Source organism: Paraburkholderia sp. BR10954, assembly GCF_040965775.1.
GTDB classification, from domain to species: Bacteria; Pseudomonadota; Gammaproteobacteria; order Burkholderiales; family Burkholderiaceae; genus Paraburkholderia; species Paraburkholderia youngii.
The window spans coordinates 318,631-342,304 of record NZ_JBFRCK010000001.1; the positions used below are offsets into that span (position 1 = coordinate 318,631).

The window sequence follows — 23,674 nt, forward strand, 5'->3', positions numbered from 1 at the left end:
TATCGGTTTGGGCCGGCTTACGCTGAAACGGCGGGATCGATGGGCAACGTGAATTGAAAGATCGCACCGCGCTCGGCGTCGTTGCTCGCCCACAGGCGGCCGCCATGTGCCTCGACGATCGAATTGGAGATTGACAGCCCCATGCCCATTCCGCTGGCCTTGGTCGTATAAAACGGCTCGAAGAGGCGCTCGATGTTCTCCGGGGCGATACCCGGGCCGGAGTCGCGCACGGCCACACGGACGACGCCTGGCTCGGTCACCGCGGTGTCGATCGTCAATTCGCGCGGCCCTTTGTCAACCGTACTCATTGCATCAATGGCGTTGATGATGAGGTTCAGCATCACCTGCTGGATTTGCACCCGATCGCCCTTGATCGGCGGTAAATCCTCCGCAAGCCGCGGCCGCACGGAAACGCCGTTCCGGTTCGCCTCGCCGGACGTAAGCGCCATCACCTCGCGAATCGCCTCGTTGATCTGCAAGATCTCGGTGCTCATAGGGGCCTTGGCGACGAGGCCATGAATACGCTTTATCACCTCGCCTGCACGCCTCGCGTCACGGACGATACGCTCGAACGCCAGGCGGGCCTCCTCGACATTGGGTGGGTCGAGACCCAGGAAGCGCAGACCTGTCGACGCATTGACGGTCGTCGCAGCAATCGGCTGCTTCATTTCGTGGCTGATCGACGCTGCGAGTTGCCCAATGGCAGTGACGCGGTTCGCATGCGCGAGCTCGAGCTGCATCTGGCGCGCCTGAGCTTCCGCCCGTTTGAGCTCGCTCAGATCGAGCACAAACGCGATAGCTTGAGTCGCGGTCTCGCCAAGCATGGCAATGCCGACCAGCACCGGCACGCGGCTGCCATCCTTCCTGAAGTACTCTTTTTCGTAAGGCTGCAATATCCCTGTCTTCTCCAGCTTCTCCCATTCAACACCGCTGCGCTCGAGCCACTCAGGCGGCGTCAGGTCCCTCCATCTCAGACGCCCCACCAGCAGATCGTCATGGCCGTATCCCAACATACGAAGGAACGCGTCATTGGCTTCGAGGATCCGACCTTCGAGATCCCCGATCAGAATCCCGACGATGTTGGAATCGACGAGGCGCCGGATTTTCGCTTCACGTTCTGCAAGGTCGCGGTACAGGCGCGCGTTTTCCAATGCGATCGCCGCCTGCGAGGCGAGCAGCTTCAGCAGGGCGATGCGCTTCGGAGCGAATACGCCGGGCGCGAGGTTGTTCTCGAGGTAGAGCACACCGATCAGCCCGGCCTGCTTGAGCAACGGCAGACAAAGGACGGAGCGAGCGCATTTCTGGCGGATATAGGGGTCGCTGGAGAATCGGTTTTCGGCTGCGGCATCGTCAATGATGACGGGTTCACGCGTGCTTGCGACGTAGCGCAAGAGCGAGTCCGGCAACGCCACCGGTCTCGGTGGCTGTCGGGGCAATTGCACGAAGACCCGGCCACCTTGAATGGTGGCTTCGGCCTCGACTCGCTGCAGGGCGCCCTGTGGAAGGATCAACAGACCGCGTTCGGCGCCAGCATGCTCGATTGCGGTCGTCATCAAGGACTTGATCAGGTTTTCGAACACCATTTCGCCTGAGATTGCCTGAGCCGTCTTCACGATGGTCGCGAGATCCAGTTGCTCGCCGCGTTCCTCGATGGTCACGCGTGAGACAGGCGCGGCTTCGGGTTTGCTCAAAGGGTAGAGCCGATCCAGTTGTTCGACCTTGCCGTGCGCGCCCCATTGCGAATAGCAGTCCCGCGCCTCACGCAAATAAGCGTACGCGGCGCGTTCGAGGCCAGCGGCAAAGCAGCATTGCGCAGCGAGCTCGTTGGCCAGTGCCTGATCCTGGACGAATCCCTGCTCGCCTGCCGAGCGGGCTGCATGCTCATAGAACCGCATGGCCTGCATTGCGTGCCCGTTCAGACGGGCCAGTTCGGCGCGCAGCAGCAGATGCTTGTGCGCAAACGTGACCGGGCAGCTTTTCGCCCATCTTGCGAACGCCTCGATATTTGCGGTGATGTCGGCCTTGATCTGCGCTTGTCGATCAGCTGATGCGGAGCCGTGAACCGCGGCGAGCGCGAGCGAATGATAGAGGCAGTAGTTCGCGAACTGGATGTGGCAGCGTCCGGACCAAAGCAGTGGGCTGGCCCTGGCGGCGCACGCGAGTGCCTTCTCAGGGTCGCCCATCAGGTAGTGGCGCTGGATCTGCAAAATCCAGTGGAAGCAGTTGACCACGGCAATGCCGCCTTCCGTGATCTGAGCATCGATCGCGGCGTCCTCCATCACCGCCGGGTCGCGGGTGCGCCCGCGAAGCCTCTGGATGAAATGTTGGATGCTGGACAGGATATCGTGCACGTGACGGAAGTGGATTCGTTTCACGAACTCGATTGCGTTGATCGAATCGAGCCACGCCTCATCGAGGCGATAGCCGCGTGCCAGAAGGTCCGTCAGCCGATGTTCGAGGCTGAAGCTGGCATAGATGACTTCGCCTGTTTCTTGCGCATATCGCATGGCAGTATCGACGCACCCTAATGCGACCTCGATCGGTTGCGTCCAGAGAACCGCCATTTGCAAGAAAAAGTGCGCGGCCACTTGTTGAGCTGCGAAACTATGTTTCTCCGCCACGGCGACCGACAACCGGGCGAACGCCTCGCCGTCCCGGTATCGGTGGAAGAATGGACCTAGAAGAATGGAGATGAACGAATAGGCGATGACAGCCGATTCGGTCGTGCCGTATTGCAGCGTCACGACGACCATTCGGCAGGCGATCGTCTGGGCGAGGTTCATATCGGTGAAATAGGCGGTCTGCCCTAGCATATGGTAGATCTGCATGACCTCCCGCATCTCGGGGTCTTCCATCATCGGGAGGTCAAGGAGGCTTTCGATCGGGCGCGCGCCGAGGCGCATGAAGACGGCATCGTACTCTGCGGATAATTCGTCATCCGTAGGATGATCTGGCAAGTCGATGCCGAACATTTCCAGACATTCGCGAGCGGTTCTGACTGCGGACGCGTTGTCGGCATTCACCAGCTGCAGGACCATCCTGAGCCGGTAGGCCTCGGCGCGGTGGATTTTCGATCGCGCTCGAAGCAATATGTCATCGATCCATCGGGTGGCTTCGCTGAAATGGGAGAGTAGAAACTCGCATTCGGCCCGTTCGAACCAGACGCTGAAGGTCAACTCGTAACAGTCGTCCCACCCTTGCTGCGAAAGCAGCGACGCAGCGGCCGCGAGATAATTGCAAGCCGAACGATACGCGGTCGAGGCCTTCGCCTTCTTCGCGGCATTGAGGTTGAGGGTCGCTGCGCGATGTCGTTCTGACCGTTCGATCATCAGCTCGGATCCATGATTCAACTGGTTCACGAGATCGAATATCCTGGTCGCAATGTCCGTGTCATCGAGCTTCGACAAAAGCAGGCGGCCAATGCGCAAGTGATGCTCTGCGCGGGACTCGGCAGGGATCAGTGCATATGCGGCCTCTTGCACGCGGTCATGGAGAAACTTGAAGCTGCGGTCCATGGAAACGATCGCGCCGGCCCGGACGGCATCGAGGAAATCCGCATGGACTGTGGCCTCGGAGCCGCCCCAGACGTTCGCCAGGGTGCCGAAGTCGGCCTGGCTGCCGAGGCACGCCAGCATCTTCAACGCGTCCTGTGCACGAGGCGAGAGTCTCTGCAGTCTGCGGATCATCAGCTCTACGACGTTTTCGGTGAAGCCCTTCGCGTCGATGTGTTCGAGATTCCACCGCCACGAGGCTGAATCTGGCTCGAACTCGAGAAGGCCTTCCTCAACGAGATTGGTCAATAGCTGGCCCGCGAAGAATGGGTTGCCGCCGCTTTTCCGGTGTACCAGTCTGGCTAGAGGCAAAGCCTTCTCGCGCGTACATCGGAAAGCGTCGCAAAGCAGTTCGCCGAAGTCCTCCGGCGATAGCGGGCCGAGTACGATCTCATGCACCTTCGTCCCGGTCTCGCGAATTGAACGGAGCATATCCATCAGCGGATGCCCGGGCGCGACTTCGTTGTCGCGATACGCGCCGATCAATAGCAAGTGATGCGTGTCAGTATGCGTGATCAGATATTCGACCACCGTTAATGTCGCCGGATCGAGCCACTGTAGATCGTCCAGGAAAATCACAAGCGGATGCTCGGCGCGCGCGAACACGCCAACAAACTTTTGAAAGACGGATTGAAATCTCAACTGGGTTTCCAGTGGCGAGAGTACGGGAACGGGAGGCTGCAGCCCGATCAAGCTCGCGAGTTCGGGAATCAGATCGGTCAGCAATCCCCCGTGTTGGCCAACGGCTTCTGCGATCGCGTCGCGCCAGCGAGCAATTTCGGCATCCTGGCCGTTCATGATTTGTCGGATCAGTTCGGCAAATGCCTGGGCCAATGTGGAGTATGGGATGTCTTTCAGGCGCAGGTCGAATTTTCCCGAGATGAAGATACCCCGGGGCAGCACGATCACCTTGTGCAACTCATTGACGACGGAGGATTTTCCAATTCCCGAGTAGCCGGATACGAGGACCAGCTCCCGCGTGCCTTGCCCCGCGACGCGCTCGAACGCATCCAGAAGCGTCGCGATTTCACTGCGGCGCCCATAGAGCTTTTCGGGGATCAAAAGCTGTCGCGTCGTATCGTGCGTTCCGAGCGGGAAAGGATCGATTCGGTGAGCGGCTTGCCATTCAGCCAGGCATTTTCGGAGATCCCACTCCAGGCCGGCTGCGGTTTGATAGCGATCCTCGGCGGGTTTCGACAGCAGTTTCATCACGATGGCCGAGAGCGGGGCAGGGATGCCTGAGACGCGCTCATGCGGCGCAGCGGGCTGTCGCGCGATGTGGCAGTGCACCCATTCCAGAGGATCCAGCGCAGTGAAAGGAAGGGTCCCGGTCAACATCTCGTATAACGTGACCCCGACCGCGTAGAGATCGCTGCGCGAATCGATCGACCGGTTCATCCGGCCGGTCTGCTCGGGCGCCATGTACGCGAGGGTTCCCGCGATCAATTCAGGATGTTCCGGGCTCTGGCGTTCGCGCGGAAGTCGCGAGGCGATGCCGAAGCCGGTGAGCCTAACCTCGCCCGTTGCGTCGTTCACCAGGATATGCGCCGGCTTGATGTCCTTGTGGATGAGGCCGCGCTGATGGGCCTTGCCCAAAGCAGTGACGATGTCAATGGCGAGCTGCAGGAAGCGTTCCAGTGGAATGGGAGTGCCTATCAGCCGGTCGAGCGGAACGGCGCCCGAATCCTCGAGCACCAGCACGGTCTGACTGCCCTCCGACACGAGTTCGAGCGGCCGTACGGCCCAATCGCCGGAAAGCTCTTCCTTCAGATGGTATTCGTGCGCCAGGCGTTCGAGGCTCGCGGGTGTGCAGCCTGTAGCTAAAGGCCGCAACTCCATGACCGAAGTCGGCGCGCCATCCGGGCTCAGGCGCGATGCGCGCGAAAAGATTCGCTCGCCATCCTCCCATAAGACCTGGCTGCTATCTGCAATCAAGTGGGACCGAGGCTCAGATGACATGCTCTGGAGGAATCGCTTTCATGACGGAGGCGAAAGTCATGGCTTCCGTGTTGTGCAGCGCGGGTACCGCAATACGAGGGCGATAGACGGCATCGCCTGCGCGAGTGACTTGCCCGCTCAGTGTTCGAATAGATTCCGCTTTTTTGGGCAGCGCAACGTCGCCAGAACGGTTCGCCTTAGCGCCACGCTGCCGCATCGTTCCATGCGACGGTGGTCCGCAGACATTTGTTCGGGTCATGCCGTATGACCGATGATTCGAATGGTAGCAGAAGCGCAAAGGCACTTCCGCGCGAGAGAACACGTGGCATAGCGCCTCCGCGTCTGGCGACTTCCGCAGTCATTCCAAACGATTCATCGATCGTATCAGAGGTGAGCTATCTCGGGCAGTGGATGCTCGGTCACATAGGGAGACTGCGATTGTTTGCAACGCAGCGAAAAGCTTGCCAGGTCGGAGCGCGGTTTCTTTGGCGCGGGCGCCATGTGCTTTCACCGCATTCTCGGACACTGTCGGGTCTGGCTGCATGCGGGGTTTGCAATGGCAAGTCCACTCGCGGATTCGCAACGCTTCCGAGCGGCCAGAAGCGCTCGCGAGCATTTGGAAGACGTATTCGCGCGTTAGCGATTGATCACGCGCCCTGTGCTTGTCGCTTCGTCGTACCGAGCTTTGAATGAAGGATGAGAGAGACAATTTCCATGGAAGTGGACGGAGTCGAATTTACGTATGCCCATGCTGCACGACGGTGCTCAGGATATGTCTTTCCTGCCCGGATTCATCCGGATTATTTTCTTGTATGCGGATTGGTGCAGTGACAATTTACATAATTGAGTTATGCGACGGTTTGACATTAACGTCTCCGGGCCAAATTCCAGAAGTCCGGTCCAGCCCCGACTGCGAAAACACGGCAGTGACAACACTCGACTATTGCGTCAACCTGCGGGTCGGTCTCCAGCCGGCACATCCCCGTCGGATTCCCTCGTCGGCGAGCAGACCGGGGGCGGCCGCCCGGCTCCAGCCGCCCGTCGAGCCACCAAGGCATCTGACGGGGCGGTCCGGAGCCAAAGGTTCGGCCCAAGCCGGCTTGCAGTGCGCTGGGAAATCTGGCGGGCAGGCGTTCCAGCGGACTGGCGACTTCGTGCAACAGGTCGGTGGCCACCTGCGCGTAAAGCGCGGTGGTTTTGAGCCTATTGACTGCAGTCAATAGAGCAGAGATTTTTTTGGCTATAGGGACTGCTTCCCGACCACACGATGGAGATTCTCATCTGCCGATCCTGCAAAGCTGTCCGCTGCAAAACGACTTTGCAGACAAGGATCTTCGTCAGGCTGTGTGCCGTTTGCATCGTCGACTATTCCCTCTGCGTTTGCCCGGAATTGCGCATCATGCGGGCCGACGCCGACCGGCGAGTAACCAGATTGCGACCGAAATCGAGAGAGCAAGAACGCCTGCAACACTCAGTGCCGATGCAAACCCGCTCGCGAAACCGGCCGGGGCGATGGATCTCATCGCTGGTTGGAGGTCCGGCGCGAGACGGGCGAGGGCGTGGCTAATATCGCCGGCGAGCAGGTCCGACATGAATTGAGCGTCCACGCAGGCTTTGCCCGATGTATGACACGTCATTGCCGCGTCGATTGCGGATCGGGCGCGCGATGCGAGCACGGCTCCAAGGACGCCGATGGATGTGACGATCGCCGTGAAGCGGGTGGTCGTACTGATCCCGGAAGCCATCCCGCTCCGACTTGGCGGAACGCACGCCATGATCGCCTTCTGTGTGTCGCCGTTCAACACGCCGGCACCCAGGCCGGTCACGATCATCCCGAACGCCACCCAGCTGTACGCGCCCGATTTCACGGCGATGGCGGTCAGCAGATTGCCGACACCGACAAGGGCAAGCCCGGCAGACAGTATCGACGTCGGACCCGTCGCGTGCCGTCCAATTCGTGCGCCGAGCCAGGGGCCGACGATCATCGACAGCGCGAACGGCAGCATTCCCAAGCCCGCACAAATCGGCGTCCATCCGAACGCATTCTGCAGGTAGAGCGGCAGGAACGTCATCATCACCTGAGCGCACGCGGCGTAGCCAAACATCCCCAGCACCGCTGCGACGAAGCGTGCTTGCCTGAACAGCGCGAGATCGATGACCGCATTCCCGACACGCCGCTCAATCGCGACAAAACCGGCAAGCAGCAATACGCATCCGGCAAGGCGCGCTTCGGTCGCCGCGCTACGCCAGCCATCGTCCTGGGCGCCGATCAGCGCCCAGATTCCACACGCGAGGCCAATGCCGAAGAACAGGCTACCGGCAAAGTCGATGCGTCTTGCGTGCGGATTGCGCGAGTTGGTCACCACGCGCCGTGTGCAGAAGATCAGCACGACACACACCGGCAGGTTTAGCAGGAAGATCCAGCGCCAGCCGACCCATTGGGCGATCAAGCCACCGATGAGCGGTGCGATAGTCGTCGCGATCCCCATCGTCATCCCCCAGATCGCCCACGCTCGCACCCGTTCCCGCGGGGCGGGGAATGCGTGCGCGATCACGGCCAGCGCCGACGTCAGCAGCATCGCCGCGCCGAAACCCTTCGCGACGCGAGAGAAGTTAAGGAACATGACGCTGGGTGCGAGTCCGCAGCCAAGCGACGCGATCGCGAACATGAGTAGGCCGAGCAGCATCGTGTTCTTTCGGCCATAGCGGTCCGCAAGTCCGCCCATCGGCAGCAGGCACGACGCGAACGACACCATGTACGCACTGACGACCCATTCGACGTCCGCGAATCCCGCGTGGAATGAACGGGCGATCGAGGGCAGCGACACCGCGACGACATTCGTGTCGAGCACGATCAACGCACACGTCGCAGCGGCCGTCGCGAGCACGGACCCGGCCGAACGCGGCGGCACGACGGAGCCCTTCGCTGCGATTGCCGCTGCCCCGGGTGCCGTCACGATTGCAGTCGTGCTCATACCAGCTTCCTTCGACATAAGCGTTTGTTTCAAGGTTGAGACGAACGACATGTTAGCGCCGGCCACATTGCTAATCGATAGCAGATAGAATCATATTCATTCATTTCTGGATGAATAAAAGTGGAACTCGAATTGCGTCATCTGCGCTGTATTCTCGCCGTCGCGAAGCGTCAGCATTTCGCACGGGCCGCCGACGAATTGGGGCTCGCGCCGCCGTCCCTGACGAAGCAGATCCAGGATGCGGAGCGCCTGCTGCAGTTCCGACTGTTTCACCGGACCCGGCGCTCTGTGTCGCTGACCGCTGCTGGCGAAGCTTATGTTCCGGAAGCCGCCGCGGTACTAGAGCAACTCGAACAAGCCCGCAAACTTGGGGTACTCGCCGAGCGCGGGCAGTTGGGAGAGGTGCGGATCGGGTACGTCGCATCGGCTGCCTACGCCGGCGTGATGCGCAAGACAGTGACGGAATTCCGGCGATTGCATCCGCGAATCCAGGTGCGGTTGCAGGAGGCGCCGATGGATGAGATCCCGATGCGGCTCGTCGACCGTCAGCTCGACGCCGCCTATGTCAGGCCGCCAATGGCTTACCCGGAAGAGTTGCAAGCCACTGGCGTGTATCAGGACGAGTTCGTGGTCGCGCTGCCGGAGGATTCCGCGCTCGCTGCGCAGAGTGCGATCACACCGAAACAACTGCGCGATGCGCAGTTCGTGGTGCCCGAGCAGGAGTTCGGCACGATGGAGGTCGCGAGACGTGGGCGTTTTTCTCCGCTAATCGTGCAGCGACCCGGCCCGCTGGTCGCGGTGCTCGCGAGCGTTTCGCTTGGCGGCACAGTAGCCATCGTGCCAGGTACGCTGTGCGATTGCGTTTCGCTGCCTGGCGTGATCTACCGTCCGCTCGCAGGCAAGCCGATCCCGTCGGAGATCGCGCTGCTGCACCGCCGGCACGAGCGCTTGCGTGTGGTGAGCGCGTTCCTGCAGTACGCCCGCCAGGAGTAAAACGGCCGCCTGGATCGGCATACCAGCCGGCCGGCCGTGGGCAAGTGCAAACGTATTCCATGGCGCGATCTTTCAGTTCGCGGTGCCTGTCCATCCTCGCAGACACGCTTACGCAGGCGAAACGCTTCCTCGGGTACCGGCAGCCGCTTGATGGCCCAGCGGTGCACGGTCGAATGATCCACCGAGACGCCGCGCTCAGCCATCATCTCCTCAAGATCACGCAGGCTCAGCGGATAGGCCACGGTCGTGAAGTTCCCATCAAGATCCGCCAGTCCAAATATCTCAACAACGTGGTCGAGCCGGACCATCGGCCAATCAAGCTACGCACGCGGCCCATGCTGGGGTTCAAGACTTTTCGCTGTGCGCGGATATTGCTGGCCGGATTCGAGCTGATGCATATGATAGCCAAAGGGCAGATGCAGTGTTCTCGCGGAACCCTCCCGTCGGCCGCCGCTCGATTCTACGATCTCGCAAGATAAGCACTACTCTGCATATCGACCTCTCTCGCCTTCGATTCTCAACACGACAAAACCGCGACGGCCCCGTCCGGAGCGACGTTTGTATTGGTGTTCGTGGTTGCGGCAGAGCCGTGGTCCGCCGATGTGGGCGCGGCTGACTCCGAGTGCGCGTAGGCCCGAGCGGTGATGCTGGTGCCCAACGCCACCAACAGCGATGCGGCGGCGCAGGCTGGCTTAGGCGTGAGGTCAGAGCGAGGAGACATCGGCTGTCAATGCTGTGATCGTTCTTATACTCACGCTCAATGGATCCGTTGTGGAGTGCATAACAAAAATGGGATGCAAATGAATTGCGTCTAATGGAAGTAACGGATTCGAAAGAAAAATCTTTGAAATAGTCGTTGACTCGGCTCGCGCGTCGTCACTAGAATTCGCCTGTTTCCACGAAAGGGGCAGATGCCTTGGACAGTTGTAGTTGTCGACCTTCGAATAGTTTTTCTGCCTGACCGGCACGACGCCCGCCTGGATCCTTCCTTAGCCGCCGTCCTGCCAGCAGGCAGACGGTGCGCGCCGCAGTAGCTTCCGCAGTTCTCCCCGCGCATCACATCGATTGGCCGTCGTCATTGACGCGTGCGTTGTAACGCGCATTCGTCTACGCGACCCGGCACGTCGAGCCATTGGCTCGCGCTGCCGCACGTTCACGCCGTTTCCGCGCACGCAATACGTGCGGGATCCAGCGTGCGGTCAAACACGTCCGTCAAGTTTGACTCGGAAGCTGACAACAGAGGAGTTCACAATGCCCGACCCTGAGCCTTGTCCCTGCACGACTTGCGCTGCGTTCCCACAAGACGCGGCCCGCTTTGCCTGACATCAGTCCGCACACGTTCCTCCCACACGCCCGGGCATTTCGCCCCGCGTGAAGCGAAACGAAGGCAGGCCTGATCGATGGCGCCACGTTTCAGGCATCTGGAGGAATCACCATGCATTTCGCTCTGCTCGTTTCACAACTCCCGCACGTCGAAGAAGCTCGCACGCACTACAACGGCATGCTTGAGCTCGATACCTGTTCCCACGCATCGCCCGGCGTGGTCGCTGCAATCTGGGCGGCAATCAAACAGCTCGCTCGCTGACACGGCCTGGCGTGGCCGACTTCCGCGCTGCTTCAGCACAAGCAGTCGGCAGGGCAGTGCCACGCCTCCATCATTCAGTTCAAAAAGTACCGCTAAGGAATAAATACAAATGTCCACCACTCCTGCAAACATCACCCAACGTCGGAGTGCCGTGCTCGACGACGCGCACGTGGGCGATATCAAAGGCGCCCTCGGCACGATCGCCCGCCACGACACCGCCCGTCGTAGCAACTGGATGGCGCGCCTGCGCACGCTGCTCGCCATCCTTGGACCCGGTCTCATTGTCATGGTGGGCGATAACGACGCCGGCGCCTTCGGCACCTATACGCAGGCTGGGCAGAACTACGGCACGTCGCTGCTCTGGACGCTCGCGCTGCTGATCCCGGTTCTCTACGTGAACCAGGAAATGGTCCTGCGCCTGGGCGCCGTGACGGGCGTCGGTCACGCACGCCTCATCTTTGAACGCTTCGGCAAGTTTTGGGGCGCCTTCAGCGTCATCGATCTTTTCCTGCTCAATGCGCTTACGATCGTCACCGAGTTCATCGGCATTACGTTTGCGCTCGACTTTCTCGGTGTTTCGAAAGTTCTCGGGGTCTGCATCGCCGCGGTTCTAACGATGGCGGCGGTCAGTACGGGAGACTTCCGGCGCTTCGAACGCTTCGCGATTGTCCTGTGCCTGTTGAGCCTCCTGCTGATCCCGGTGCTCGTTTCGATCCACCCGCCTGTCGGCGTCATCGCGCGTGATTTCTTCGTGCCGACCTGGCCGGCGAATTCGAAGCTCTCCGACGTGATGCTGCTTGTCATCGGCATTGTCGGCACGACCGTCGCGCCGTGGCAACTGTTCTTCCAGCAGAGCTATGTGATCGACAAGCGCATCACCCCGCGCTTCATGAAATACGAAAAGGCAGACCTCTGGATCGGTATCGCGTTCGTGATCGTCGGCGCAGTGGCGATGATGGCCTTCACCGCCGCGCTCTTTGACGGCAAGCCTGAGTTCGGCAACTTCAGCGACGCGGGTGGCGTGATTGCGGGTCTGCACAAATACGTTGGACAGACGTCGGCCACGATCTTCGCCGTGGCGCTGCTCGACGCGTCGATCATCGGCGCTGCCGCTGTCTCGCTCTCGACGGCCTATGCGGTTGGCGATGTCTTCAAGGTCAAGCACTCACTGCACCGCAGCGTGCTCGACGCGAAGGGCTTCTATCTCGTCTACTTCGGCATCATCGCGCTCGCGGCTGCCCTCGTGCTGATACCCGGCAGCCCGCTTGGCCTCTTGACCGAGGCTGTGCAAACGCTGGCTGGCGTGCTGCTGCCGAGCGCAACCGTGTTCCTGCTGCTGTTGTGCAATGACAAGGCGGTGCTCGGCCCGTGGGTGAATTCGAAGAAACTGAACGTGTTCACGGGCGCCGTCATCGCCGTGCTCGTCGTCCTGTCGATCATCCTGACGGCCGCCACCGTATATCCGGACATCAGCGGTGCGGCCATCATCAAGATTCTCGCGGGCGGATGCGGGCTTGCCACTGCCTTGTACGCGGTGGTGGAACTCTCGCGCAAGTTGCGCGGTGGAACCGTCGGCCGCGATGCGGCTCCGGTCAGCAAGCCAGCCCTGAAGGAGTTGCGCAACACGTGGCGCATGCCACCGCTCGAAGACCTGCAGGCGCCGCAGCACCTGACGTTGTCGACACGCGTGTGGATGGGCGTGCTGCGTACCTACCTTGTCGTCGCGGTAGGGCTCGTCATCGTAAAGGTCGTGCAGACGGCTATCCATTAACGTGGATCGGGCGGATGCAAGTCTGCCCCTTCTCTGGAGCGCGGGCCGTCTATTCCGTGCAAGCGTAACCAGGCGGGCACATGACGCGCCTTCGACCTGCAGGAGACCATTTGCGGATTAATTTCCGCTTCCGCTGAATTGTCACGTCTGTGTCTGAAGCAATAGGCGCCGCCCGACCGGACCTTGCCGAGGCGCTCCAGACTACTGCATCAGGTTTCGATGATGAAAAAGCACATTAAACCCATATTCATGGTTTTCGCTCTGGTCCTCGTCGTGGCGTTCCAGTCCATTGATCAAAACCCGCCGTCAGCCGGTACGAACACGACGCGGGCTACGACGGACATTTTCGCTGAAAACGTACCGCCGCATGGAGGAGCGTTCCACTGCCTGGTCTACGGGAAATACTGCCTTAGTGACGCATTGCGCAGCCGATGACAAAAGGGAAATGGTTAACATGAGGAACGTTTGCGGCAGTGTCTCGGTGGTCCCCGCCATTGCGGGCTTACACGAACTTCTCTTGCGAGTCCGAGTTCGTGGATGGGCGATATGTTCGACTCGCGCCCCGCTTGTGAGCCTTCGAGCATGTGAGTTACTTTTGAATTCCGTCTAGCAGTGTTCGTAAGGCACAGGGGCTCACGACCCGAATGAAACATACAGCGTTTGTCCGAGACCCATCTACACTGATTCGATAGGTCCAGGTGGGAGCACTGAAAATCTGCCATGCGGGTTTTCTTTTCCCGCATCATTTAAAACCTGTTTGCGTGCTGCCACACGATCTGCTCCACGGAATGCTGTTTGCGTTTCATCGCCAAGCGATCATTTCACCTCCACGGTCAGGATGTCTGGCAAAGTTGTATTCGAAAGTAGGCATCGCATCAGCAACTAATCGAGTTCTTCAAAGCATGGGTCCTTGGGCGCCCAAAACCGGCGATAGCCTATCCTGCCGTCACCGATTTTCAAGTTGTTGTTGGTGTCGAGCGTAACTTCGGTGTGCGCGAGATGCAAGCCGTGTACAACCGGAATACGCGTCCGTGTAACTGCCGTGCGTTGCCACTTCGCGGTCGTGATGCAACGAAGCGCGCGGCGTGCGTCTGATCTGCGAGTGCTGCGCGCTCGAGATGTAATGCCCGGAAAAAGAATGTCGACAATGGGGTGACGTCGAATGTGTGCGACGTGTTACGTGATGCAAGCCAGGTGGTGTTAAACGTTCGGGTTCCTCTCGCACGACAGTAACTATCCGTACAAGTCGAGTGTGCAGGCGTGGCGACTGCGAAGTGAGGCAGAGGCGTGCCGAGTGCGTCTACCAGTGGCTTCAAATGCGCCTCGGTTGTCTTGCAGCGTGAATCCACGGGTTACGGTGCTCGCCGCCGTTGAAGTCCGCGTGCATGCGTGATGCATGCGCGTAATTCCGTGTGCGTGGACGGGACGTCGAACAACAGCAGAAAAATATTTTTTGTTCCGTCCTGTTCGTCTGGATTCCGCTGTATTCCAGCCACGCCGGAAGCACCAGCGGTGGGTGTTGACGACGTATTAACGCCTGTTCAAGATGCGATCAAGGTCGTGCGTCGGAGCCAGTCATGCCGGTTGTCAGGAGTTTCACGCGAGGGCAGTGGGAGGCGCTCGGACGCAGGCTGGATGCGCTGCCTGAAAAAGCGACAGGCGATCAGCCGCTCAAGGTAAGCGACGGCGTTAAATCCATCCAGAAACAGATCGGCACAGCGCGGGAGAAAGGATACTCGCTCAGTGAACTGATCGAGGAGGCTGCAAAGGCAGCGCTGTATCGGTCAATTCCCTGAGATACGCGATGCGCCGTGCGGAAGGAAACGGACGAATCCGGCGGGGCGGCGGACACGACTTCCGCGATACGCGCCTTGCTGACATGATCGAAATACGTCGCACGCGTCGCTGTCCAGTACCGGGTCATGTCGAGGTTCAGCGCACTTGCGAGCGTGTTGATCGCAAGCGGCTTTTCCTCGGCCACGATTCCGTCGAGCAGGGTGCCGGTGCAGAACGCGAGCAGGTCGAGCAGCGTCGTGCGGGAATCCTGTTCGATCAGCCACGGCAGGAGGTCGCTCCGCTCTGCGGGCAGTTCCGCAATCCAGCGCGCCCGCTGCGTTTCGATGGCATTCCATGCGGGGCTGGCGGACAGGTCGTCGGCAGCACGCAGCAGGCTGTCGTGGTTGTTCTCGCCGGATAGTGCGAAATAGCTGCGTGAGGACGCGTGCCCGTAGTGCTCGGGCAGCGCCTTCGGGACCAGGTAGTGCAGCAGGGCGGCGAGCGCCACGGCGGGCTGTGCGACCAGTTCCGCGTGGACGGCAGCGGTGCGGTGTGCCGTGAGCCGCTGGCAGAGTTTCGCGCAGTGGACGGGTTTGACCTTCGGAGCCTTGGCACATACGGTATCTGGGCCTTCGGCTGTGGCGATGCCAGTTACGGTCGCGCCTGCCGCGTCGAGCGCGGCGCTATTCTCGCGTCGCACGAGGCCGCGTTCGATGACGAGTTCGCCCTGCGGCCCGACGATCACTAATGCACCCGCTTCGGCCATCTGCTGCGCGTCCCATACGAGCGTGCGGCTTTCGAGTGCGATGATCGCGGCATTGACCTGCTCCATTTCGTCGTTGAGCCGGTCGGCTTCCTCGTAGGCATCTTCGTCGCCCTCCGACAGTGCTTCGATCTTTTCAGCCAGTTCGTCGTGCTGCGCGGTGAAGGCGGCCATTTCGCGCTGGTCGTCGTCGGTGTATTGGCGCTGCACCGGGCGCAGCCTGCCGTGGCGGTTCAGTTCGGCAAAATCGCGTTCGACTCGCGTTTCCGTCCAGCCCCATCCTTCGGCCTGGACTTCGGCTGCAGCAGCGTCGAGCTTTTGCGCGACGAGCTTCTGCAGCAGTTCCGCATCGGCGATGTAACCGGCGTTCTCGTCGTCGCTGAACAGGTCGCGACGCACGTAGCCGCCCGCTGCTTCATAGGCGGCGAGGCCAACAAAGCGTACGAGACGACTACGGCTCGCGTCGATTTCGGCGCGCGTGATCGACTGCCGCAGGTAGTTCGGCTGACGTTGCCACTCGTTTGCGTCGAACCATATTTTTTCCTGCGTTTCGTGATCGTCTGCGAGGGCGAGCGCAGCAAGCTGATCAAGAGTGATTGCGTCGTCGCGCAGCAGCGCGAGCAGTTTGGGCGACACGTTGGCGAGCCTCATGCGACGCTTGACCGTGAGTGGCGAGGCAGAGAACAGCGCCGCGATGTAATCGGCACTGCGGCCTTCCTCAGCGAGCATGCGGTACGCGCGCAGCACGTCGAACGGGTCGAGTCCTTCGCGTTCGCTGTTCTCGACCAGCGAAATGGCGAGGGCTTCGCCTTCGCGGACGATCCGCACCGGCACCGGATAATCCGCCGCGATATGGTTCTGCTCGTAAAGCAGGTCGAGCGCGGCTTTGCGACGCTGGCCCGCGCAGACACCATACCGGCGTTGTTTGCCACGCGATCCCTTCATCTCATGGACGACGAAGTTTTGCAGCAGACCCTTTGCCCGGATGCTCGCGGCGAGCGCCGGAATGTTCGAGAGCAGTTTCGTGCGGGCGTTGAGCGGCGAGGGCCCGCAGGCTGGAATATGGCACGGTGGCGATCGGCTGTTCGTTGCCGAAGATGGTTTCGAGCGGCGAAACGGTTTCTTCAGTGGTTGCCGCAGGGGTTTCGACTTGAGATTGCATGACTGACTCCAGAAAATTAAAAAGAAGGTTCCGAGACGGGTCCTGCCGGATTTCATCAGGACGCGATCTGAACAGGAGTCCTGATGGAGCGAGGCGGGGGACGTTGCCTTCCGTGCGGCGCTTATGCTTTCATCTGGTGCATGGCGTCAGCAAGCATCCACAGCGCACGGTTGAGCTTCACGTTCTGGTCGATGCCTGTGATGGGGCGAGTCGACATGGCGCGTCCGCTGCGCGAGCGTCCATGCAGCCCGCCCTTCGTGAGGTTTTCCTGCACGCGGTTGAATACGGTCCACAGGTCGTCGCGGCGATCCTCGAAACGGCGGGGCAGCGTACCGAATAAATCGATATCTCAGTCTTGATCGTTGGCACATTTATTTCCCATGCGGGAACTCCATGCCGCACAAGCCTTTGCGCGTTGCGGATGGGCGAGGACGCGAATTGACACATTTATCGTCGCAACGTTGACAGATTCAATGCGGTCTACGGCTCAGACCCGGGCAAGCACTCGTGGTATCTCGTCTACGAGCGCGTCGATTGCGACGCGTACCTTCGAGGGCAGATGTCGCGATTGCGGGCGGATGACGTGAACCTCGGCGCCCTGCACGCTGTTGCTATCCATCACGAGCGACAGCCGGCCGTCGCGCAGATAGGGCGCCATGAGCCAGCATGGTAACCACGCGAGGCCTGCGCCCGCAGCCGCTGCGTCGGCGATGGCCTGGAGGTCGTCATAACGCAGGCGCGCGGACAGTCGGCACTCCTGCACCTGGCCGTCTGCGCCGAGCACTCGCCATGGTGTGCTCTGTCCACCGCGGCCGTAAGCGATGCTGACGTGCGAGCCGAGTTCGGCGAGGCCCGACGGCCGCCCGTGTCGATCGAGCCAGGCCGGTGACGCGCAAATGCCCATGCGCTGAACGCCGAGCCGGCGCCCGACAAGGGTTGCATGGTCCGGCAGCGGTCCAATCCGCACGGCGATATCGAAGCCGTCCTCGACCAGGTCCGAAACGCGGTCGCTGAACGACATCTCGACGTCGAGCAACGGATGCCGCTCGACCAGCTTCAGCATCACGGGTGCGACGCACTGCCTGCCGAATAGCACCGGCGCGGTGATGCGTAGCCGCCCGGACGGATCGCGGCGGCCCGCCTCCAGCGTCGCCTCGACCGCGCCCAGTTCGGCCATCACGCGTCGGCACTGCTCATAGTACGCATGCCCTTCGTCGGTTAGGCTCAGATGGCGGGTGGTTCGCTGCAGCAGTCTCACTCCGAGACGCTGCTCGAGCCTCGCGACAATCTTCGCGATCGCCGAGCGCGTGACACCAAGGCGTTCGCCCGCTGCGGCGAAGGTGCCGGCATCCACGACATCCACAAACTCCGCAATGCCTCTTAGCCGATCGTCCATCGTGCGAGCTCCCGATACCGCGGTTTATGTTTCCTGCCAGGCGACGATAAGTCGTCAAAATCTCGTCAATGCGTCCTTTCCCGCAACACTAACATAGGTGCTTCTACCCGATGAGGAGTTGCTATGAACGCATGGAAACTGAAACCCGGCGCCGGTATCTCCGGCCTGAAGCGCAGCGACGCGACCATGCGATCGCCGGGGCCGACCGAGGTCGTTGTCAAGGTTCACGCGGCGTCGCTGAACTATCGGGACCTGATGTTCGCCCGCGGTGACTATCTCGGCATTGGCGATGCGCCGCTGATCCCGCTGTGCGATGGCGCGGGCGAAGTCGTCGAGACCGGCCGCGACGTGAGCCGCTTCAAATCGGGCGATCGCGTGGTCAACACATATTTCCCGCGTTGGATCGACGGCGCTCCGGCACCGTGGAAAGTCGACAGTTCGCCAGGCGCCAAAGTCAACGGCGTGCTGGCCGAGCGGTTCCTGGTCGACGAAACGGCTCTTGCGGTGATCCCGGCACACCTGGGTTATGAAGAAGCCTCCACGTTGTCGTGCGTCGGCGTCACCGCATGGAACGCGCTATTCGTGGACGGCGACGCGAAACCCGGTTCCACGGTGGTGCTGCTCGGCACAGGCGGGGTGTCGATCTTCGCGCTGCAGCTGGCGCGCGCGGCGGGTCTGCGCACGATCATCACGTCGTCGAGCGATGAAAAACTGGAACGCGCGCGGAAACTCGGCGCCGATGAGACGATCAACTACCGCGCCAAGCCGGAATGGCAGAACGAGGTTCTCCGGCTGACCGATGGGGTAGGCGCGGATATCGTGCTGGAGATCGGTGGACGGGACACACTGCCGCGCTCGGTAGCCGCGACGAAAATGGGCGGCCTCGTGTCGATCATCGGTGGTGTGAGCGGCTTTAGTGGACCGGAGCTTGGACTCCTGCCGGTGATCGGGGGCATCAAGCGGTTGCATGGAATCATGGTGGGCAGCAGCTCGATGCTCGACGAGGTTGTCAGGCTCGTGTCCGCGCATCAAATCCGGCCGGTGGTCGATCACGTCTTTGGCTTTGACGACGCGCCCGCCGCGTACAGGCATCTTGAGTCCGGACAGCACTTCGGTAAGGTGGTGGTCCGGATAGACGCCTGAACCCTGTACTGATGAGGGTTCGGCGATGTCTGGATACGCGGGCATGAGGCTTGGGGACATTGTCGAACCGCGTGGGCGGCAGTGATCGACTCTGAATGGCCGGTGTGTGGAGCGCTTCGAAAGGCCCAGTACGGCCCACGAGCTGCCGTTAACCTGCGTTTTCGATCGGACATTCGTGCGTCGGCTCCGCCCCGTAACCGGCCCTCCGATCGATCAACACAACCGCTCGTTCGTCGCACGAAGTGACTGCTCCGTTTGTGCCTTCTTCGCATGATGATGGGCGACAACAGGAGGGCAGACACACCGAGTACCTGCAACACGCCTTCAACACCGCGAATAAGCCCTTTCGCTCAACCGACAAGGAGCGCCAGACCGATTGCCAGTTCGACGGCAATGATCGCAAGATTGGTTGGCAGGCCCGTTCGGGAAAGGAGCATGGCAACCGGCGCCTCCGTTGCGCGCCCTCCTTGCACCGGATACAGCAGCGCGGCGCGCTGGACGCTCACTGACGACGAGGATGCTCGAGAAAAAATCGCACCATCTCCGCACTGGCGTCGGGGCCGGATGGATCGGTATAGCTCCCGCTTGAAGAGCCTCCGGCCCACGCATGAGGCGCGCCGTGGATGATCCAAAGTTCGGCATGTACCCCGGCTCTTGACGTCATGTGCCGGACCGTATGCTTGCGCGCCTGCCCATTAGCGCCCGACGGGCGAGCGGCTATCGGATCACTTGAGGAGAATCCGTGTACCAATCCGTTGGCGTTGGCAGGATGCACGGTCGCATCCGCGTCGCCGTGAAAAACGATGAGCGGGCATTGAGACGCCTGCGTGTCGTGAATGTCCGCTCCGCCAGGTTTCCGCGCTTTGGACCGGGCTTTGCCGCCGCGCATCGCCGCGAGCGCGGACGGCAAGTCGTGCGCGCATCCGACGGGTAGGCCCGAATGAACGCCCGCAGCTGCGTACAGATCGGGATAGGCTTGCGCGACGATCGCCGCCATGGCGCCGCCGGCCGAAAGACCAGCAACGAACACGCGTTTCGGATCGACGTTGTAATTTGCCATGACTTCGCGCGTGATGCCCGCGATCAGCGACGGCTCGCCGTGGTCGCGCTGCTGATCGGCAGGCCTGAACCAGTTCCAGCATTTCGAGGTATTTGCGCGCTGCGGCTGGGTCGGATAAGCGACGATAAAGCCGTGCGTTTCGGCAAGTGCGTTCATCCGCGTGCCGGCTGCGAAATCGTCAGCGTCTTGCGTGCAACCGTGCAGCATGACGATGAGGGGCAGGGGATCACTGTGGTATTGACTGGGGACGTAGACCTTGTAGTTACGCTGGCCCGCGGCGTTGACGTAGAGCCGCATGCTGAAATGCCCGCAATCCTGCACGTCCGGTTCGGTTTGCGTCGTATGGGCGCGATGCCGGGGTTGCAGGCGGTCGGCGAAGCGCGTTGTCGTCGTGTTGTCATGCGGGTCAGCATGCACGGTTGCCACGTCCGTCGGCTCGCCGCGCATGGCGCGCTTGACAATCTCCGCGGCCGCAGCAGGGTCGTTGCTGCGAAAGAGTGCGAACGCCTCTTTCATCGAGTCCAGAAAGCCTTCGTTGAGTTTCATGTTTTTTCCGATAACGGGAAAGAGTCAGGGACGTCAGCGGATCCGATCCGCCAGCGCGGCCTTGACCGCCGGTGAGGCATGGAGCGCGCCTCGAACCACAATCGATTCGATCGCTGCCAGCGCAAGTTCGGGTGAGACGTCTGTAGCAATGCTCGCCAGTCCCAGCACCTGAATTCTGAGTCGCTGACGGGCCGCGCACGCTGCCTCGAGGTCTTGTTTCGAGAAATGCTGGAGACCCAGTACAAGCTCACGGCGCGTTACGGTTTCCTTGACGGCAGGAGCATGAATCGACAGCTGATTGCGGATGGCCGTACGGATCAGATCCGTGCGGTTCGAGTAAAAGCCCTCTTCGACGAGCAAATCGATTTGCCCCAGATCGACTGGACCAAGATTGATCGTAATTTTTTCGGTCTCGCTACCTCGTGAGCGATCCGGCACTTCTTTTGCCATATGCAGAAATCCTCCAGTCATCATCCATATGGATGGTTATAGGATGATTTCAGGAGGGCGTCAACGCTGATCGCTGCGATTGGCCCGTGTGCGGTCTATCGGCAGAAAGACGCGGGCAGGGAGGTAACAGGCGATGTCGGTGTGCGTCGAGGCGACGCGAGGACGAGATGGATTGCGAGTCGTGTACTTCGTGTTCCAGTGCCACGGTCCAGGGCGTTACGCCGATAATCAGCCAGCGCGGTGCCAGCAACCGGATTCCGGGCACACGGCGGCTGGGGCGCCGTTCATCCAGACTTGCTCCTCCTCTAATCGCTGCGACGACGGGCGGTCGATGTCGAAGATCACCTTGAGTGCTTGCCCGACATTGGCGTCTTCGATCGGAAGCTCCCACGTCAAGAAAATCTGGGTGAAGTCCTGGTCCGGCGCGAAGTCGGCCGCAGAGAAACTCTCTCCGCCACGCTGAATCACGCCATGGGGCTGGCCCGTATCGAAAATGACGGCTGTTCCGCGCTTGAGGGGAATGCATTGACCCGTAGAGGGAAACCGCAAGTCCAGGCCCTTGTCTTCACTCAGGAACAGATTGCAAAACGCGGCACTGCCATATTGCTCACCATCATGGTGATATCTCGCGCCACGACAGGCCATCAGCGCCATGTCACTATCGGCGAGCATCGCGGGCAGTCCCAGGGCGCACGTCCAATCGGACATGGCTTGCACGCAGCGCTTGTAGGCCGGCCAGCGCACTTGCGTGCGCGCCAAAGGCATTGCCTCAACATCCCCAGGTTCCAGAGCGAGTCGCGTCGATATCTCTCTTTGCCAATCTGCCACCACGGGCGCAGGGGGTGAAGGTACATCGAGCGTGGTCCATAAAACGATGTCACTTACGCGTCGACTGCGGATGGCGTCGCCGCTCCAGAAAAAGGAAGTCAGCATATTTCTCATTTCATGCTGTCGAAGGGAGTTCGTCGAGGCATTGTAACGATTCAGCCTGGTCATCCCGGCAAAAAATCGGCGATGAAGCGTTCATCACCTGGTCACGTAGCCAAGTCATTCCAGCGTCGGCTGCCCCTTTGGAAACAGCCAGACGTCAATCCACTAATCTGATACAAAGGCGCGCGGTGTATAACCTGCATGCCATGCCAGGCAGGGGGCACAGCCAAGCGGTGTCGCATCGCTTCGTCAGCAGCGCGGCCCGCCTGCTGAAATGGTTACAAGATAAGTGTTGACTCTGACCCGCCTTGCGGGTACTGTGCCGTTCGAAGTTCAAGAAGTTCGATTGCTGTTCATCAATTGCTCGCTCCTCAGCGGTATTCGTTGTCCTCTCCCTCCTTGAAGCTTCAAGCGCTCTTTGACAGAGCAAGTCTTCATTTTTTTCTCAAGGATTCTTCATGGAAACCGGTACCGTTAAATGGTTTAACGACAGCAAAGGCTTTGGCTTCATTACCCCGGACAAGCGCGGCGACGACCTGTTCGCTCATTTCTCCGAGATCCGGGCCGACGGCTTCAAGACGCTGGCTGAAAATCAGAAGGTGAGCTTCGAAACGAAGCAAGGCCCCAAGGGTCCGCAAGCGGCTAACATCAAGCCGCTGTAAAGTTTGAAGGACCCGGCATTCGACGAACGCCGGGTTGCAGCGACACCCTCGCGGAGTTTTTGTCTCCCAAAGTTGGCGCGATCGCCGTTAGCTGCATCTGCTAATTCGGCAGCTTAGCGAGCGCCATACGTCTTGTTGCGCCTCATTCTCTCCTCAGGCCTCAACGCCATCTTTCGCCTTTTGACTGCTTGATGAATCGGCTCGAGTGGCTTTGGGTCAACGCACCCGTGCCCTTTCGTGCGGTACGTACGCACTCCAATATCATTAAAATTAAAATGCAAAACAAACAAGTTCAACAATACAACGGCTATGCCGTCCAATCCTCGGCGCATCGTTTGCCCGACGGTAACTTCTCATCCAACCTGTTGCTCGAACGCCTCGATAACGCGCGAGCCGAAGGCCGCTACTGGTTCTATTCACTCGACTACTTCACGAGTGAAGAGCAGGCGTTGCAGTACTCCGGTCAATGGGCACGCAATTGGGTCGACACCCGCGGTTAAGGGCGACTCCACAGTTCGAAACATCCAGCGCATTCGAAGCGCCAGGGCGGTTGCAACCAAAGGCGCTCAAACATCGCGCAGGTTTTGGAGCGGCATGTCGTCGGCACGCGCGGCTATCGGCCCACCGTCCTTCTGGCCCGCCGATAGTGGCCTGGAAGATGGCGGGGCTCGGCCCGTGAAAAAACCTACCTACCACCGAACGCAAGCGCAAAAAGGCTGCGGCAGTGGCACGACGGCGCAAGCAGAGCAAGCGGTCGTTGCCGCCAAAAAAGCGGTATTGCCCGGAATTTTCCGGGCAGCCATGCTAAGGCGCCGGGCATCCCGCTAACCTCCGTATGGGGCTTCCTTCTGAACCTGGCCGATTGGCCGGTTGGGTTCGCATACCGGCCACGCGATTTTCTGCGATCGATAGATCCCAATGAACGCAGTTCCGGTAAGGGCTACGAGTGACTGGATCACGCGGCGACTGACAG

12 protein-coding genes and 4 pseudogenes are annotated in these 23,674 nt (G+C 60.6%); 7 read left to right on the plus strand and 9 right to left on the minus strand.

The window, feature by feature from the left end; translation table 11 throughout:
• Positions 1 to 17: 17 nt before the first annotated feature.
• Both AB4Y34_RS01455 and AB4Y34_RS01460 read right to left on the minus strand, forming a co-directional pair.
• The gene (locus AB4Y34_RS01455; protein WP_368715019.1) at positions 18 to 5,486 is read right to left on the minus strand and encodes an AAA family ATPase; all 5,469 of its coding nucleotides are present in this window, start codon (positions 5,484 to 5,486) and stop codon (positions 18 to 20) included.
• A gap of 1,400 nt (positions 5,487 to 6,886) precedes the next feature.
• Positions 6,887 to 8,464, minus strand: a complete 1,578-nt coding sequence (locus AB4Y34_RS01460; protein WP_368715020.1) for an MFS transporter — start codon at positions 8,462 to 8,464, stop codon at positions 6,887 to 6,889.
• A 120-nt stretch (positions 8,465 to 8,584) separates the two neighbouring features.
• Here AB4Y34_RS01460 and AB4Y34_RS01465 point away from each other — a divergent pair, with 120 nt between their 5' ends.
• Complete coding sequence (locus AB4Y34_RS01465) at positions 8,585 to 9,457, plus strand: LysR family transcriptional regulator (protein ID WP_368715021.1); 873 nt, start codon at positions 8,585 to 8,587, stop codon at positions 9,455 to 9,457.
• A gap of 104 nt (positions 9,458 to 9,561) precedes the next feature.
• Here the strand turns inward: AB4Y34_RS01465 and AB4Y34_RS01470 are convergent.
• A pseudogene (locus AB4Y34_RS01470) lies at positions 9,562 to 9,699 on the minus strand (IS6 family transposase); the annotation flags it as partial.
• Positions 9,700 to 9,711: 12 nt separating this feature from the next.
• On the opposite strand from AB4Y34_RS01470, the pseudogene AB4Y34_RS01475 reads away from it, so the two are divergent.
• The 3 genes and pseudogenes from AB4Y34_RS01475 to AB4Y34_RS01485 form a co-directional block, all read left to right on the plus strand.
• A pseudogene (locus AB4Y34_RS01475) lies at positions 9,712 to 9,936 on the plus strand (DDE-type integrase/transposase/recombinase); the annotation flags it as partial.
• A gap of 956 nt (positions 9,937 to 10,892) precedes the next feature.
• Positions 10,893 to 11,042, plus strand: a complete 150-nt coding sequence (locus AB4Y34_RS01480) for a hypothetical protein (RefSeq protein ID WP_176379543.1) — start codon at positions 10,893 to 10,895, stop codon at positions 11,040 to 11,042.
• 109 nt (positions 11,043 to 11,151) lie between these two features.
• Positions 11,152 to 12,813: an NRAMP family divalent metal transporter gene (locus tag AB4Y34_RS01485; protein WP_368715022.1), complete on the plus strand. Its 1,662-nt coding sequence runs from the start codon at positions 11,152 to 11,154 to the stop codon at positions 12,811 to 12,813.
• Positions 12,814 to 14,653: 1,840 nt separating this feature from the next.
• Here the strand turns inward: AB4Y34_RS01485 and AB4Y34_RS01490 are convergent.
• The 3 genes and pseudogenes from AB4Y34_RS01490 to AB4Y34_RS01500 all read right to left on the minus strand — a co-directional run.
• Positions 14,654 to 16,514 (minus strand): annotated as a pseudogene (locus tag AB4Y34_RS01490) (ParB/RepB/Spo0J family partition protein); the annotation flags it as partial.
• A gap of 121 nt (positions 16,515 to 16,635) precedes the next feature.
• Positions 16,636 to 16,842, minus strand: a pseudogene (locus tag AB4Y34_RS01495) (DUF932 domain-containing protein); the annotation flags it as partial.
• Between the two features lie 159 nt (positions 16,843 to 17,001).
• Positions 17,002 to 17,910, minus strand: a complete 909-nt coding sequence (locus AB4Y34_RS01500) for a LysR substrate-binding domain-containing protein (RefSeq protein WP_368715023.1) — start codon at positions 17,908 to 17,910, stop codon at positions 17,002 to 17,004.
• 123 nt (positions 17,911 to 18,033) lie between these two features.
• On the opposite strand from AB4Y34_RS01500, the gene AB4Y34_RS01505 reads away from it, so the two are divergent.
• Complete coding sequence (locus AB4Y34_RS01505; RefSeq protein ID WP_368715024.1) at positions 18,034 to 19,053, plus strand: NAD(P)-dependent alcohol dehydrogenase; 1,020 nt, start codon at positions 18,034 to 18,036, stop codon at positions 19,051 to 19,053.
• A 502-nt stretch (positions 19,054 to 19,555) separates the two neighbouring features.
• Here AB4Y34_RS01505 and AB4Y34_RS01510 read toward each other — a convergent pair.
• The 3 genes from AB4Y34_RS01510 to AB4Y34_RS01520 all read right to left on the minus strand — a co-directional run bounded on the left by AB4Y34_RS01510 (position 19,556) and on the right by AB4Y34_RS01520 (position 22,042).
• The gene (locus tag AB4Y34_RS01510) at positions 19,556 to 20,659 is read right to left on the minus strand and encodes a PHB depolymerase family esterase (RefSeq protein WP_176379546.1); all 1,104 of its coding nucleotides are present in this window, start codon (positions 20,657 to 20,659) and stop codon (positions 19,556 to 19,558) included.
• Positions 20,660 to 20,692: 33 nt separating this feature from the next.
• Positions 20,693 to 21,109 carry a CopG family transcriptional regulator gene (locus AB4Y34_RS01515; RefSeq protein WP_176379547.1) on the minus strand — a complete coding sequence of 139 codons (417 nt, stop codon included), beginning with the start codon at positions 21,107 to 21,109 and terminating at the stop codon, positions 20,693 to 20,695.
• 228 nt (positions 21,110 to 21,337) lie between these two features.
• Positions 21,338 to 22,042: a hypothetical protein gene (locus tag AB4Y34_RS01520; protein WP_176379548.1), complete on the minus strand. Its 705-nt coding sequence runs from the start codon at positions 22,040 to 22,042 to the stop codon at positions 21,338 to 21,340.
• Positions 22,043 to 22,497: 455 nt separating this feature from the next.
• Between AB4Y34_RS01520 and AB4Y34_RS01525 the strand changes: the two genes are divergently transcribed.
• Together AB4Y34_RS01525 and AB4Y34_RS01530 are read left to right on the plus strand one after the other, a co-directional pair.
• On the plus strand, positions 22,498 to 22,701 hold the full coding sequence (locus tag AB4Y34_RS01525; protein WP_176379549.1) for a cold-shock protein: 204 nt from the start codon (positions 22,498 to 22,500) through the stop codon (positions 22,699 to 22,701).
• Positions 22,702 to 22,976: 275 nt separating this feature from the next.
• The gene (locus AB4Y34_RS01530; RefSeq protein WP_368715025.1) at positions 22,977 to 23,201 is read left to right on the plus strand and encodes a hypothetical protein; all 225 of its coding nucleotides are present in this window, start codon (positions 22,977 to 22,979) and stop codon (positions 23,199 to 23,201) included.
• Positions 23,202 to 23,674: the final 473 nt, after the last annotated feature.